We start from the raw sequence: 15,488 nt of genomic DNA on the forward strand, positions 1-15,488 counted from the left end.
GACCCGGCCGCGCCGCGGGGTTCGCAGGCGGAATCAAATCAAACCAGCGCCATCGGGGACCTGACGAACTCTTCTCCCATAAGCGACGTTCGCCTGACGCCTGGAGTGCTGACACGGGAAATCAAGTAGGGATCAAGCATGTCCTTAAATCAGATTGAAAACGTAAATGTAAACAGTCAGGAGATTCTTATTACTCCTGACCAGCTTAAGAGCGACATCCCTCTGTCCGAACAAGCGGGACAAACCGTTATCGAGGGTCGCGAAACCATTCGCAATATTCTTGATCGCAAGGATCACCGTCTGTTCGTAGTGGTTGGGCCCTGCTCAATTCACGACGTCGCCGCCGCAAAAGAATATGCGCAGAAACTAAAAACGTTATCGGACGAATTAAAGGACACACTGTATTTGGTCATGCGCGTGTATTTCGAAAAGCCGCGCACCACTATCGGCTGGAAAGGACTGATCAACGACCCCAATATTGATGATTCCTTTGAAATTGAGAAAGGCCTGCATCTGGGCCGGCAATTGCTGGTGGAGCTGGCGGAAATGGGTCTGCCCACCGCAACGGAAGCATTGGACCCGATTTCCCCACAATATCTGCAGGACACCATCTCCTGGTCCGCCATCGGCGCCAGAACCACGGAATCCCAGACTCACCGGGAAATGAGCAGCGGCCTGTCCATGCCCATCGGCTTCAAGAACGGCACCGACGGCAGCCTGACAGTGGCGGTTAACGCCATGAGTTCCGTATCGCATCCGCATTCCTTTCTGGGCATTAACCGGGAAGGTCAGGTCGCCATCATCCGCACCAAAGGCAACGCCTACGGTCACGTGGTGCTGCGCGGCGGCGGCGGTAAGCCGAACTACGACTCCGTCAGCGTCGCACTGTGCGAAAAGGAACTGCAGAAGGCCAAACTGCGCGAAGCCATCATGGTGGATTGCAGTCACGCCAACTCCAACAAGGACGCCTCGCTGCAGCCGTTGGTCATGCAGGACATCACCCATCAGATCATGGAAGGCAACAAGTCCATCGTGGGCGTGATGGTGGAGAGCAATATCCATTTCGGCAATCAGCCAATCCCCGCCAACCTGGCGGATCTGCAATATGGCGTCTCCATCACCGACGCCTGTATCGACTGGGCTACCACAGAAAAGGCTCTGCGCGACATGCACGACAAGCTGAAAGACGTTTTACCAAAGCGTATCTAGACGGCGGGTCAGAAAGTAAACGTCCGCCGTACAGGCGGACGCTTTCTCTCTTTTTCAGAATATTCCTGCTTTTTTCGAGATATCCCTAACGCAGCAATAACAATGGCTTTTGCGTCATTGTCAGCATCTTGGCGGTGAAACTGCCGAGCAGCAGTTCACGCAGACGGGTGTGGCTGTAGGCGCCCATAACCGTCAAATCAATATCATGCTCGCGCTGGTAATCGCATAATTCCTGCTCCACCGCGCCGGTCAACTTGGCCGCGATGACCTCCACGCCGGCATTCTGCAAACGCCGCACCGCCTGATCGAGCACCTGATCATTTGCATTTCCGTCACGACTGACGTGAACGACATGACAACACAACCCCCGATACAAGGTGCTTTCCGCGACCATGTTCAACGCTTTGCCAGCAGCTTCGCTGCCGTCATAGGCCAGCATGATGCGCTGGGGGGCGCTGAATTCGCCATTCACCACCAGCACCGGACGGTGCAAAGAGCGGATGATGGTTTCCAGGTGCGCGCCAACTCGGCCCGCCTGATTCTCATGTTCTTCGCCGCGAATGCCCATCACCAGCACTCCGATATCGTCCTCCAGCTCGATCAGCGCCTCAGTGAGCCCGCCATGACGCTGGTTGACGATGGGGTCGCTGACGCCGGCGGCGATCACTCTTTCTCTCGCCGCCTCCAGCATCAGCTTGCCTTCCTGCAGCAAGATCTTGCTGCGACGCTGCTCCAGGTCGGTCAGCTCCGCCAATAGTTTCTCTCTGCTGCCCAGGCCAATGCTGCCGGTCAAGTCCGACACTGCGGGCGCTTCGCGATGCTCAATGTTGTGCAACAGCTTCAGAGGAGCGCTGACACGCTGCGCAATCCAGGCGGCGTAGTCACACACCGCACGACTGAAGTTCGAGCCGTCGATGCAGGCCAGCACCGTCTTGTTATTGTTTTCCATCAATGACCTCCCATGATTTTTTCGATCTCTTCGGGCTTATCGTGCACGCCGAAGCGGTCAACAATTGTCTCGCTGGCTTCGTTCAGGCCAATCAACTCGATATCCGCCCCTTCCCGGCGAAACTTTATCACCACTTTATCCAGCGCAGAAACCGCAGAAATGTCCCAGAAATGCGCGCGATGCAGGTCGATGACGACTTTGTCCACAGCCTCCTTGAAATCAAAGTTGGCGACGAACTTGTCGGAAGAGTTAAAAAACACTTGGCCCACCACCCGATAGGTGCGCTGCGCGCCGTCTTCACTCAGGGCGGATTCTACATACATGAAGTGGCTGACTTTATTGGCGAAAAACAACGCCGCCAGCAACACACCGAGAAAAACGCCGTAGGCGAGGTTATGAGTCACGATGACCATGGCAACGGTAGAAATCATCACGATATTGGTGGAGAGCGGATGCTTCTTCAGATTAATGATGGAATCCCAGCTAAAAGTACCGATAGACACCATAATCATCACCGCCACCAACGCCGCCATGGGAATACGCGACAACCAAGGCCCCAGGAAAGCGATCATCGCCAGCAAAAAGAATCCCGCCGCGAAGGTGGACAGCCTGCCGCGACCGCCGGATTTAACATTGATCACCGACTGCCCGATCATGGCGCATCCAGCCATACCGCCAAACAGGCCTGCGCCGATATTGGCGATGCCCTGCCCCTTACATTCACGGTTCCTGTCGCTCTTTGTGTCGGTCAGGTCGTCAACGATGGTCGCCGTCATCAAAGATTCCAATAACCCCACCACCGCCATGGGAGCGGCATAGGGGAAAATGATCGCCAGCGTTTCAAAGTTCAAGGGAACGTCCGGGAGCAGGAAAATCGGCAGCGTATCCGGCAGTTTGCCCATATCGCCTACGGTACGGATATCCAGATCAAATAGCACCGCCACCGCGGTCATGGACAGAATGCAGACCAGTGGCGACGGCAGGACTTTACCAATCACCGGCACATGCGGGAACAGATAGATGATGGCCAGTCCCGCCCCGGTCATGGCGTATACGTGCCAGGTGACGTTAGTCAGCTCCGGCAATTGCGTTACAAAAATAAGAATCGCCAGCGCATTAACGAAGCCCGTCACTACTGATCGGGAAACAAAGCTCATCAACTGGCCTAACTTCAGATAGCCGGCCAATATTTGCAGCACGCCCGTCAGCAAAGTAGCCGCGAGCAGGTACTGCAAGCCATGAATTCTCACCAGATCCACCATCAGCAGCGCCATGGCGCCGGTGGCGGCGGAGATCATACCGGGTCTGCCGCCGACGATCGCGATAATCATGGCGATGCAGAAGGAAGCGTACAGCCCTACTTTGGGGTCAACGCCAGCGATAATGGAGAACGCTATCGCTTCGGGAATCAGCGCCAGCGCAACCACCAGTCCGGCCAGCAGGTCGGCGCGCACATTTCCCAGCCAGTCATGTTTTTTTGAAAGTAACAGCATATTTGTTCCAAGAACGATCAAAAGCGGAGCGGTCGTCACCCGTCGGCGAGACCGATAAAAAAAGGGCGTTGGATTATACACGCTGTGCACAAAAACGCCATTTTTCTAAATTTTTCGTTTTGGAAAATCCAATTTTCACGCCTACTTAGGCTATATCAATACGAATAATTACAAATAATTCCGTACCAGCCATTTAAATCCGAGCATTTTGTGTTTAAATTTTATCCACCGCGATTCGTTTCGTATTTCGAAGACAGTCGCCAATCTTTCCTTTCTCAAATAAAAACGAACAAATACGAAGACAGGTTGAGTAGTTATGATCACAATAAAAAACACTTTCAGCGTCTCTATCCTTTCCCTCACTCTCACCGCGGGACTCTATGCCGCGGACGCCGCCGCCGGGCCTTACGCCGACAGGCTCCCCCCGCAAAAACGCGCGCAAGTGGAAAAATGGGTGGACAGCGAGTTCAAGGACTCCTCCATCAGCCGCGAACAACAAATAGAAGAACTGGCCTGGTTTATCCACGCCGCCAAGCCGTTTAAAGGACTCGAACTGAACGTGCTGTCGGAGACCATTAAAACCCATGAATATGAATCCCAGGTGTTGGCCAAAGCGTTCGCGGAGCTAACGGAAGTTAAAATCCACCACGAGCTGCAGCCGGAAGGCACGGTCATTGATCGCCTATGGGTGCAGTTTATTGGCGACCAGCACCGGTATGACGCCTTCATCAGCGACTCTGACTTGATCGGCAATCATTCCCGCTCCGGGCGCATTCTTGCGCTGAGCGACTTTATGCAAGGGGAAGGCAAAGACGTCACCCTGCCGACCCTGGATATCAACGACTTTATCGGCATCAGTTTCGTCACCGGGCTGGACGGCAAGATCTATCAGCTTCCCGATCAGCAGTTCGCTAACCTGTACTGGTTTCGCTATGACTGGTTCCAGCGCCCGGATCTGAAGAAGAAGTTCAAAGAGATCTATGGCTACGAACTCGGCGTGCCGATCAACTGGTCCGCCTACGAGGACATCGCCGATTTCTTCACCAACAAGGTCAAGAATCTCGACGGTAAACGGGTATACGGCCACATGGACTACGGCAAACGCGATCCGTCCCTGGGCTGGCGCTTTACCGACGCCTGGTTTTCCATGGCGGGCGCGGGAGACCCCGGCCTGCCCAATGGCAAGCCCGTGGACGAGTGGGGAATCCGTATTGAAGGCTGCCATCCTGTCGGCTCCAGCATGGATCGCGGCGGCGCCACCAACAGTCCTGCGGCGGTGTACTCGCTGGAAAAATATATCGACTGGTTAAAGAAATACGCACCGCCGGAAGCCATCAAAATGGACTTCACCGAAGCGGGCTCCGTACCTGCGCAAGGCCACATCGCCCAGCAGATATTCTGGTACACCGCCTTCACCTCGGACATGACCAAACCTGGTCTGCCAGTGGTGAACAGCGACGGCACGCCGAAATGGCGGATGGCGCCCTCGCCTCGCGGCGCTTATTGGCAGGAAGGCATGAAACTGGGCTATCAGGACGCCGGTTCCTGGACCATTCCTAAAAACATGAGTCCAACCCGGCAAAAGGCAGTCTGGCTCTATGCGCAGTTCACGGTCGCCAAGACCGTTTCACTGAAGAAAACCCTGGTGGGGCTGACGCCGATTCGCGAGTCCGACCTGAAATCCGCCGCCATGCAAAAAGCCGCGCCCAAACTTGGCGGACTGGTGGAGTTCTACTTGAGCCCCGCCCGCAAAGCCTGGACGCCCACGGGCGTCAACGTCCCGGATTACCCGAAGCTGTCGCGCTACTGGTGGCCGACGCTGGCGGACGCCATCACCGGTAAGAAAACGCCACAGCAGGCGCTGGACACCTTGGCGGAAAGACAAGATCGGGCGATGGCGGTCATTCAAAGAAACATGGAGCTACAGTCCTGCGCGCCCAAAATTGCAGACGCCAGCGAAGTCAAAGGCGCGGAGTACTGGCTAGGTCAACCTGGCGCGCCTAAACCCAAACTGTCCAATGAGAAACCCAAAGGCGTCACCGCGTCCTACGATGAGCTATTGAAAGCCTGGAAGAGCGGTCGCGTCCGCTAAAACTTCGCGACAATTCCCTGCCAGTTTGAGGGTTATTCGCTGAAAGTCTTAGAAGGGCGAGACATTTCGCCTTTTTGTAACAAAGTGTAATTGTGTATAATTTTTCGCCTTTCTGGTTCTAACAGCAGTTTCTTATGGAGTAGACATGAACCAAATGACACGCACCGACGACGCGCTTCAGCGTCCCAGCTACGATCGCTCAGATCGTTTTTATATCGAAAACGGCGAGTGGTTTTACCTGACCCGCGAACAAATTCCCATCGGTCCCTACGCTTCGCAGCAAGAAGCGGAGGATGGACTCAACGCTTATATCGACTACATGCAGGTAGAAGCGGAATAGAATAAAGATAGTACTAAAAGGGAATGCAAGGATGACGAACTATCACGGGAAGATAGCCCATTATGACCCAAGCGCCCGCCAATCTTAGCAGCGCGACTCTAGGTATAAAGCGGGTGTTTGGAAATTTCTCTCCCGTAAATTGAACATTGTTGAAATAACCTCCTCCCCAGCCATCAAGAGCTTCTCCATTTAACTCCAGCCCCTCTACTCTCTCTCAACCCCTCTTGCCTGACGCCTGCGTCGTATAAAGATCGCCAACCACGCCAATCCAGACAGACAGGTAATAGGAAGCAAGATCATACCGGCATATATCGCTGCATTCTGGGTGTGTTCACAGAAGGTAGGACAAGGATCGAAGACGCTGCAGGGATAGACTTTTTCCCAATTCACAATATCGTCGCCCTCACCTTTTTCATCGACACCATTTGGACCGATGGAATACAGCGTCATTTCCGCCCCATGCCAGGGTTCGGGAGAGTATCGGAACTCTTGCCCATAAGCGTCTTTGGGGACTGTGGCGAGGTAACCGTTGTTCAACGCCTGTAATCCTTGCCCAATCGTAGGCAGTGCGTTGTGGTAGAGCTGATACAAGCGCAACGCGTTTTGCAAAGACCTTAAGAGGATGCGATCGTCATGCTGACTGCACTCAATCGCGCCTGGGCAGGTACCCAATGTAATCAGAGCGACCATCAAAACGAGCAACCAAAACCCAAACAATCCTAACGTTAGTTTCTTGATCACTCGCTCTATTTTATTTCCTTACTTTTCGGCCTTTATCCGTAACTTCATCCGTACCTTTATCTGCAGCCTGTTATCGGTAGATTTTGGCGGCCCATTGGGTCAGGCCCGCCGCGACGCTACCGAAGAAGTCGCCGTCTACGACGGGAATCTCGCCCAGTTCCTGCTCAAGCGCCGCGCGGATAACCGGGGATTTACCGCTGCCGCCAGTGAGGTACACCAGGTCCGGGCGACACTGCGCCAGTTTTAGGGCCTCGCGCACGATGTCGATAATCCGGTTGAGGGGATTTTGAATCGCTTCCCCCAGCATCGCGCGGTCCAAAGGCTGGCTGAGGCCTTTTTCGATGTAGTCGAGATTCACCTCATGGGCGTCGGCGTCTGACAGCTCGATCTTGGCCTGCTCTCCGCTGCGCACCAACTGATAGCTCTTGCGGCCTTCCTGCAGCAGCAACAGACGGTTCAATAGCTCGGGGCGCTTGGCGTCGCGGCATAGCTGCGCAATGTCATCGCGGGTTTGCCAGGCGCTGAATTCCGCTTGGGTGCGCACATTGTTGATTTCGATGGCGCTCCAGAACGGCTGCGTGGGCATGGTGAGACCGGATTTTTTATCGGTTCCCAGACCAAACAACGGCATCAGGCCTTTGTATGTCAGGTAGATATCCAGATCATTACCGCCGGTGCGCTGGCCGCAGTGCGCCAGGAAATCATCGCTGCGATTGTCGTTATTGCGATGCGACGGCCCCATTCTCACCATGGAGCAGTCGGTGGTGCCGCCGCCGATATCAACAACCAGCAGCACTTGATCCTGCTGCATGCGGCTCTCAAAGTTAACGCCCGCAGCAAGAGGCTCATACATGAATTCAAAGTCTTTGAATCCCGCCCGCTGCGCCGCGGAAGTCATGATTTCCATGGCCTGCCTGTTCGCTGCATCGCTATCGGCGCCCTGATAATTCACCGGACGACCGATCACTGCGTGCGACAATTCCGCCCCAGCGCTCTCCTCCGCCTGGGACTTCGCCCATATCATCATGGCGGTGACCACGTCTTCAATGAAATCGAGTTGCGGCCGGCTCAGACCGCCAGAGCCCAGGAAAGATTTGGGAGACTTGATATAAAAGCCTTCATCCGGCGCTTCGATATGCAGATCCACCGCTTGCCGACCGACGCACAGCACTTGCTCATCAGAGCCGATGCTCAGCTCGCGGCGGGCGCGTTGCGCCTGTCCGGCGGCATTGGGCCGGGAGGCGAGATAGGATTCGCGAGCGTCCGGATCGGCGATGCGCCCGGCCACATACTCACATACCAGACTGCGATCCAGAGCATAAAGATTGGAAGGCAGCAACACTGAGTCCCGATCCAGGCCCAGTAACTTCACCTCCGGTGACGCCTCTTCTCCGCGACGAATCACGCCCAGCGCGCAATTGGAGGTCCCATAATCAAAACCGGCGAACATAACTGGCCCCTTTTTGGAAAAAAGCCGGCGATTATAACGATGAGGATCGGGGTGTTCTAGTTTAAATAGAGACAGATTCAGGCAACGAGACCACGTCGCCTGACGGATTGATGAGTAGACACGCACAACAAAACGCGCGCACTGGAATAAATGCGCGCGTTTCGTCGCCCTTTACATTTGCGTTACTCAGTAAGGGCTTGCGCGTCTTGCCGTCTTACTTTTGCGTCACTCAGACTTCACCGCAACGAGCTCTTCTTCAATATCAGCCAGAAATTCGGAGGAAATACCGGTGGTGATAGTGGTGTTGCTGGCCTGGGCAAGGGTGACGGATTCTTCAATATCCGCGCCGATTTCACTTTCCAGGCCATAATCGCCGGAGCCCCATTTCACGCATTTCCACAGTTCCATGGGCGCCATGTAGTCTTCCCGCAGATGTTCTTTGAACAGCTCAATGGCTTCCATCATCTCTCTGGCGGGCACAGCGCTGACGCCGACCATGTAATCGGAGCCGTCCATATTGATGGACGAACGGGGGCTGAGTGAGGATTTGTGATAAATCAACCAGATGTCTTTATTCATAATGAATCCTTTCCGTCTTTTTTATTTTAAGCATGGTGTTACGCAATAAAGTCACGCGCCCTGAAAGGCGTTGAGTTTGTTAAGTATTCATCCAGCGCGTCGGTGGCGCTTCGCAATGTTCGAGCGTTAATTTCGCCAGACAAGCCCAGACCACTATAGACCAGCCATAAGACAGAATTGTTGATGAAGGACAAAAGAGATTCCATTATGCGATCCACTTCCCAAAACACTCATATCGCGCCAGTGTAAGCAAACACTCAGGTCTCCAGCAAATTATGCATGGGCGCCAGGGTTTTCTGGCGGCATATTTCTTCAATTTGTTCGTCAATGGAGCGGCGCCAGTCGATCTGCGGCTGATAACCCAACACAGCCGTGGCGCGGCTGTTGTCAGCCCCGGTTTCCTCCAGCAAGTGAATCAGGCTGCGGGTAACCAATGGGTCAAAGGGCATTAACGGATCAATCAGCTCCATCAGTTCGCCCACCCCATAAGCAACCGGGAACGGCACGCTGTAGCAGGGCTTGGGGATATGGTGACGATCGGCGATGTATTCGATCACCTCGCGCACGCTGGGCGGGCCGGAGCCCAGAATATTGAAGGCGGCGTAGTCTTCGCCCGGCGTCCATTGCGCAGCCAGGGAAAACGCCTGTCCGATATCGCGACCATCGATCAGAGGCAAGCTGGTTTTGCCGCCGCGAATCCAGGGAATCAGCCGGGTTTTCAGCCGCGGCAGCAGGATTGGCAAAAAGCCCACGCGGTAACGCCGCCCCACATAGATGCCCATGCGCAGATTAATCACCTTGAACCAACTGCAGGCGTAGCCGCGCAGGATATTTTCGATGCGCACCAGATTACACAGATGCGGCCAATAAGGAGGTTCAACGCCTGGACTATAGGGGTCGGAGGAACGCTCCGGCGCGGCGGCGGAAGCGGTGCTGGTGTTGATGAAGACTTTCACACCCGCCTGCCGCGCCGCTTCGATCAACCCCAGAGTTGGTTGAAAATATAGACGTTGCGAGCTTTCGCAGTGTCCGTACAGTGACGTCCAGGCGGCGGCGTGGATCACTACGTCCACGCCTCGGCACACATCTTTGATGTAATTGGCGTCGCGCAGATCGCCTTCCCGCACTTCACAATAAACATCCGCGGGCAATGCGCTCGGGTGACGGCAGGCGGCGATGGGCCGGATTCCCACCACTTTGCTCAGCGCCTCCAGAATATGGCTGCCGGCGAATCCTGTGGCGCCCGTCACCAGAACATTTCTGACGTTAATCACCTCGCCGCTCCTCTCCGTCATGATCTTACACCGACGACGCGCAGGCGGTTTCCTCCCTCTGCTCGTCCGCTTGGGAGACGGATTTAAAAAGCCAGGTTTTCTCGCCTTCGCGATGCATCAGTCCGATGCTTTCAAGGTAACGCAAATGCGCGGCGGTTTCCCCCAGCGCGAACATATATTGGTGTGGCGGCAGTTCTGTGTTGAACAGCATTCCCACTGCGTCATAAACGGTGGTCGGTTCGCCGCAACCGCTCAACAGTTTCTGCAACTGCCGATGATGATGCATTTTGATCTCGGCGATGCGCTCATGGTAGTTCTCGGAAGGCAGTCCATGGGCAGGAAAGTATCTAGCGCAATCAATCGCCAGAAAATCCTCCAGGGACAACAGGTAGTTTTCAAGTGGGTTAGACAGACCACCCACGATAATGCCGATATTCGGAGTGATTTTCGGCAACACATGGTCGCCGGTGATCATCTCACGGCTGGCCTCATTCCACAGACACAGATGCTCTGGAGAATGACCGCTGCCGCTGACCACGCGCCAGTCGCCGCTGGCGGCGCTGACGATATCGCCAGTGCGCAGGAACTTGACCTGTAAAGGCAGTTCCTTCACCAGGCGCTGATAGTTGCCGCGGTTTTCGATCAGTTGTTCGAAGCGTTCCCCATCCACGCCAAACGCCCGGTAGTGCGCGGCGTAGCGGGGAATCGCGCTTTCCGCAGGGGAAAACCACAGCCGCTGCGCCATCAGCCAGTCCCCTTCGGAAATATAGGCGTCCGCCTTGAAACGCCGCTGCAGCCAGGCCGCCTGACCAATATGATCCGGATGCAGATGGGTGATCAGGATCTTCTTGATCGGCTTCTGCTGGAAGACCGTATCCGCCAGCGCTTCCCATGTCTCACGCACAGCGCGATGATTCAGGCCGGTGTCGACCAGAATCCACCCGTCCTGATCATCGATCAGATACAGGTTGATATGATCCAGGCGAAACGGCAGCGGCATTTTCAGCAGGAATACGCTCTGCCCCACCTGAACCGGACTTCCGAAAGGAATGTCCTTGTGTATGTTGTCCATATCTTATTCCTCGTGCGTTAACCGCGATCCATGGGAAGAGCGGGCGAACCTCTCGGCATGGCTGGCGCCGCTCACTCTTTACGCAGTTCAATTCCGTAGATATCGAAGCCAATGCCCGCCGTCATTTTGGAAGGCGGCCAGTTCACCCACTCCCACAACGGCATGGGGCGACGGGTGACTTTCCACGGCGCCAGCAGTTCGCAGAACTTGTCAACGTTGCGGATGTGCATGGGCGCATTGACCTTCTTGAAGAAAGTGCGAATGAACTTGGCCCGCAGGTCGCTTTCCGAACCCGTGATGCCGGTGGTGCTGATTTTCAGCACGGAGCCCGGCGCGCACCAGTCGTACAGGTATTGGAAGGTGCTCTTGATTTCCGCGTCGTCCACGAACATCAAGACCGCGTTGGAGCCGAAAGCCACTTTTCGGGATTCGTCGAAGAAGCCATCCACCAGGCCTTTCTCCAACAGACCCGGCAACGCGCCGACGCTGGACGTTTCATATCTGGCGCTGGCCCCGACAGGCAGTTTTCTGCGCGCGTGCTCCACGATGTCCGGGTTGTGATCGACATACATGATATTGGCTTCAGTCGCCCACTCATGCCCCCTGGGAATAGGACCCGCGCCAATATCCAGAATGTTGTTGAAGCCTTCCTGCTGGTAGCCCTCGTACATCTGCCGGACGAAGGCGCGGTTGATGCGCATCTTCTCCGGGAACGGGGTGATGAATCCCATCAGGCCTGTAATGATGGAGTCTTTCCAATCGTGGTAGTCACCCTCATCCAAAGCCGCGCTGTACAGTGTGGCTGTGTTCGAATAGTACTTTGGGTTACTGAAGCTCATTCTACTTCTCTCCGTAAGAGTATGGTTTAGAGCCCCCACCTCCTCCGCCCGGAGGCGGAATCAGTTTCTTGGGGGAAGTTTTTTTATTTTTCGCCGCGCCGAGACCCTCCCTGCGCAGACGTTTAGAGTGCGGCGCTACTGCGCCATGTTCAGCTCCCGTTCTGGAGCGCTTTCTCTCACCGGTCTGGCCCAGATGACTTCCTGAGCCATATCCCGCAGGATCGCCTTGGCGATTTTGCCGGTGGCGGTGCGTGGCAGTTCGTCCAGCGCCTCCACGCAATGAGGGGTTTTGTACTTGGGCAGACGCTCGCGCAGGAAGCGGTGCGTGTCCGTCTCCACCCGCTGTTTGTCCTCGAAGCTTTCCGCCTCCCGGGCCACCACATAGGCTTTGGATTTCAACAGCCCGTCGTTGCCCTGGAACACCACTACGGAGGACTCCGCCACCGCCGCCAGCTCGCCCAGCACTGCTTCGATCTCCAGAGTGGAGACCCACAGGCCGGAGGATTTGTAGGTGTCGCCATGTCTGCCGACAAAAACATACTCGCCTTTGTCGTTGGCGAAATAGCGATCGCCAGTTAACAGCGAGCCGTCGAAAAAGGTTTCCGCGGTCTTGGCCGGATTATTCCAATAACCCTGCGCCAGAGTGGGGCCTTTAACCCGCAATTCGCCGATGGCGTTCTCCATCAGGGCCTTACCGTTCTCATCGCACACACTGAGTTCATAGCCAGACACGGCGCGGCCGTAGTAGCTCTCCCTGGCGGAGGAATGGTTGGAGACGCAGAAAATATGCAGAGCTTCCGTGCTGCCGATGCCATCCAGCACTTCCACAGTGGTGGCGGCGCACCACTGCTGCGCCAGCTTGATCGGCAGCGCTTCGCCGGCGCTGACGCATAAGCGTACGGAGCGGAAGTTGTCTTCCGTTGCGCCGCCGCCCTCCAGGATGCCCCGATACACCGCTGGCACCGCGAAGAAGACTGTCGGCTTGAGTTGTCCTAAAATATCGCGAATCACTTCCGGGGCCGCCTTGGTGCTGCACAGCAGCGCGGTCGCGCCGAAGTACAATGGGAAGTACAGCGAATTGCCCAATCCATAGGCGAAGAACAACTTGGAGGAAGAGAAAATACGGTCGCGGTCGTTGATCTTCAGGGTTTTGCGCGCAAAATTCTCCGCGCTGAAGCCCATGCTCACCTGGCGATGAATCGCGCCTTTGGGTTTGCCAGTGCTGCCGGAGGTGTAGAGAATGAAGCCGATGGTTTCATCGCTGACCGGAAGAATATCCTCCACCGGCTCCATGCGCTCGGTGGGAATATCTTCATAGCTGACCACTTCCACATGGGTCTGTTCGTTGATCTGCTCTACGGAGTAACGAGCCACCAGTTCCGCTTCGGTAATCAGCAGCTTGGCCCCGGAATCCTCCAGATAATGAGTCAGCTCCTGCTCTTTCGAGAAAGTATTGAGCGGTATCGCGATGGCGCCGATTTGCTGCGTCGCCAGGAACATCGCCAGATATTCGGGACGGTCGTTCAGCAGCAGCGCCACGCGATCGCCCTCGTCGATGCGGCTGGCTCTCAGGAAACCGGCGTATCGACTGGTCAGGCTCCACAGTTCGTCGTAGGTGTATGAAACATCCAGCGTCTCCACCGCCGCTTTGCCGCCAAGTCCGGTTTCAACATGCTTTTTCAACAGAAAGTAAGCCGCGTTTTTTGTGGCCGCGCTGCTTATCAAAGATTTGTCGTCCATCGCTAATCGCCCTCTGTCTATCATTGCGGAGAGTTGTTCGGCGCTGATCAGCTCCGCGTGTACTTCATCGGATTCTGAGTCATAGCGGGTCAGCGTCCGTTGTGAGCTCAGGGCGGGATTTTCATCCCCGAAATCGTCCCGGAAGAAACAGCCGCGACTTTCCTGCCGGGCCAGGGAGGAGCGCATAATGGCCTCGCCCACCAGCAGATAGGCCACCACGTCATCCAGTTCCCGGTGTTGCGCCGTCAGCGTGCGTCGTTGATCCCGAATCCAGTCGGCGAAGGCTTCTGCGCCTTCCACATCCACGCCGCTTTCCTGATAGCGCTGCAATCCCTGCTGCAACTCCGCCACCAGCTTCTTGTCATAGGCGGACGCTTTGTCTTCCAGCTCGAACGGCGTGGACAGCAAATGTCCCTGCCGCTTGAGCAAATCAATCTTTTCTGAAATCACTTTGGCGGCGCACAGATACAACGCCCACGGCAACCCGCCCACCCGATGGGCGCCGTAGTCGTGCATGGCTTCACCGCACACAAACACGTTCTTCAGATTGGTTTTGAATTTGTGGTGGGCCACGCCGCCCATGGAGAAATAGGAGATCTGACGGATACGGCTGCGATCCACCGGATAGGCGTCCGCGACCAGCGCCTTGATCTCGCTGAACGTCTCAAAGTTGTACTCCCGTTCATGCCGGTTCACCGCTTCCAGAATCTCCCGCAAAGCGTCTTGACTGGCTTCCGGGCAACGCTCCACCAGACCGGCGATCAAGGCTTCTTTGTCCGCGCAGATATCTTCGATATCGTCGGAGCCGACGACGGCGATGCGTTTGACGCAGCGGTGCAGTTCGCGATAGCGGAAGTCCACGTAGTATTTAAGATCGCCGCCCTTACGCCAGGTCATAAACGCCTGGAAGTGGTTGCTGGTGCCGCGTCCGTAGAACAGTTCCTGCTCCAGCCAGTCCACGTGTTCGCCGTTTTCGTCATAGATTTCCGCGCCAGGCAGTTCTTCCGTCGGCGTGAGGGTGCCCAGGTCCGGTTGTCCGTAGCCGTGTTTGAACACGAACTCCAGATTGCTCAACCAGCCGCCGGCGGCGAGGTGACGACCATGCGCGGAACCGTAGGTGCCGGTTTTCACCGAACCATGGAACAGACCGGAATAGCCGCCGGAAGCCAACACCACCGCGCCGGCGTACACCGCTCCGATTTGATCGCCGCTTTGATACTGTACGCCATGGCAACGCTTGGCGTCGGCGACGATGCGGGTCACCCAGGCGTTGTCCAACACAACGCCTCCCAGATAACGGATCTCCTGCAGCAGCCGCGTCAACAGATGACGACCGGAACCGGATTTCAGCGCCACACCCAATTGGATGTTCTTGAGCGCGTCGAACTCCAGCAGCGCATCCAGTTCCGACGCCAGGTGATTTCTGGTGATGGCGCCGACGTCGGAGTGCTCTTGTCCGCGCCCCAGGTCGGTCAACCATTCCAGATAATCCCCGCGCGTCAACGGAGAGGTGTTGATGGCGCCCACCGACAAAGCGGAAGCGCCCAGCTTGCCGCCCCGATCGCTATCGCTGTAGAAGGCGATGGCGGTGGGGATGCCCTTGCGCAACAGCTTCAGCGCCGTCCAGCACCCCGCGATGCCTCCGCCCACTACGACGACATCAACGCTTATAGGATCAAGATTACTCGCAACCATGTTGTCCTCTCCGTG

12 protein-coding genes are annotated in these 15,488 nt (G+C 55.9%); 3 read left to right on the plus strand and 9 right to left on the minus strand.

Annotated features, from left to right (window positions below; all coding sequences use genetic code 11):
* Positions 1-138: 138 nt before the first annotated feature.
* Entirely contained in the window at positions 139-1,209 is a 1,071-nt protein-coding gene (locus AC2IBB_RS21590) for a 3-deoxy-7-phosphoheptulonate synthase (RefSeq protein ID WP_486328806.1), read from the plus strand.
* A gap of 85 nt (positions 1,210-1,294) precedes the next feature.
* On the opposite strand, the gene AC2IBB_RS21595 is transcribed toward AC2IBB_RS21590, so the two are convergent.
* Both AC2IBB_RS21595 and AC2IBB_RS21600 read right to left on the minus strand, forming a co-directional pair.
* A complete protein-coding gene (locus AC2IBB_RS21595) occupies positions 1,295-2,158 on the minus strand; it encodes a universal stress protein (protein ID WP_486328807.1) in 864 nt (287 codons plus the stop codon).
* Positions 2,158-3,651, minus strand: a complete 1,494-nt coding sequence (locus tag AC2IBB_RS21600; RefSeq protein ID WP_486328808.1) for a SulP family inorganic anion transporter — start codon at positions 3,649-3,651, stop codon at positions 2,158-2,160. The genes AC2IBB_RS21595 and AC2IBB_RS21600 overlap by 1 nt, the downstream gene beginning before the upstream one ends.
* A gap of 316 nt (positions 3,652-3,967) precedes the next feature.
* Here AC2IBB_RS21600 and AC2IBB_RS21605 point away from each other — a divergent pair, with 316 nt between their 5' ends.
* Positions 3,968-5,743, plus strand: a complete 1,776-nt coding sequence (locus AC2IBB_RS21605; protein WP_486328809.1) for an ABC transporter substrate-binding protein — start codon at positions 3,968-3,970, stop codon at positions 5,741-5,743.
* 145 nt (positions 5,744-5,888) lie between these two features.
* Entirely contained in the window at positions 5,889-6,083 is a 195-nt protein-coding gene (locus AC2IBB_RS21610) for a DUF6316 family protein (RefSeq protein WP_127969866.1), read from the plus strand.
* 204 nt (positions 6,084-6,287) lie between these two features.
* Here AC2IBB_RS21610 and AC2IBB_RS21615 read toward each other — a convergent pair whose 3' ends face one another.
* From AC2IBB_RS21615 to AC2IBB_RS21645, 7 genes are all read right to left on the minus strand, one after another.
* Positions 6,288-6,824 carry a type II secretion system protein GspG gene (locus AC2IBB_RS21615; RefSeq protein ID WP_486328810.1) on the minus strand — a complete coding sequence of 179 codons (537 nt, stop codon included), beginning with the start codon at positions 6,822-6,824 and terminating at the stop codon, positions 6,288-6,290.
* 70 nt (positions 6,825-6,894) lie between these two features.
* On the minus strand, positions 6,895-8,274 hold the full coding sequence (gene yegD / locus AC2IBB_RS21620; RefSeq protein WP_486328811.1) for a molecular chaperone: 1,380 nt from the start codon (positions 8,272-8,274) through the stop codon (positions 6,895-6,897).
* A gap of 225 nt (positions 8,275-8,499) precedes the next feature.
* Entirely contained in the window at positions 8,500-8,853 is a 354-nt protein-coding gene (locus AC2IBB_RS21625; protein ID WP_486328812.1) for a hypothetical protein, read from the minus strand.
* A gap of 257 nt (positions 8,854-9,110) precedes the next feature.
* Entirely contained in the window at positions 9,111-10,148 is a 1,038-nt protein-coding gene (locus AC2IBB_RS21630) for an NAD-dependent epimerase/dehydratase family protein (protein ID WP_486328813.1), read from the minus strand.
* Positions 10,149-10,152: 4 nt separating this feature from the next.
* Positions 10,153-11,199, minus strand: coding sequence for an MBL fold metallo-hydrolase (locus AC2IBB_RS21635; protein WP_486328814.1), 1,047 nt, complete (start codon positions 11,197-11,199; stop codon positions 10,153-10,155).
* Between the two features lie 71 nt (positions 11,200-11,270).
* Positions 11,271-12,038, minus strand: coding sequence for an SAM-dependent methyltransferase (locus tag AC2IBB_RS21640; RefSeq protein ID WP_486328815.1), 768 nt, complete (start codon positions 12,036-12,038; stop codon positions 11,271-11,273).
* 135 nt (positions 12,039-12,173) lie between these two features.
* A complete protein-coding gene (locus AC2IBB_RS21645; protein WP_486328816.1) occupies positions 12,174-15,473 on the minus strand; it encodes a benzoate-CoA ligase family protein in 3,300 nt (1,099 codons plus the stop codon).
* Positions 15,474-15,488: the final 15 nt, after the last annotated feature.

The organism is Hahella sp. NS-SX17, assembly GCF_057367735.1.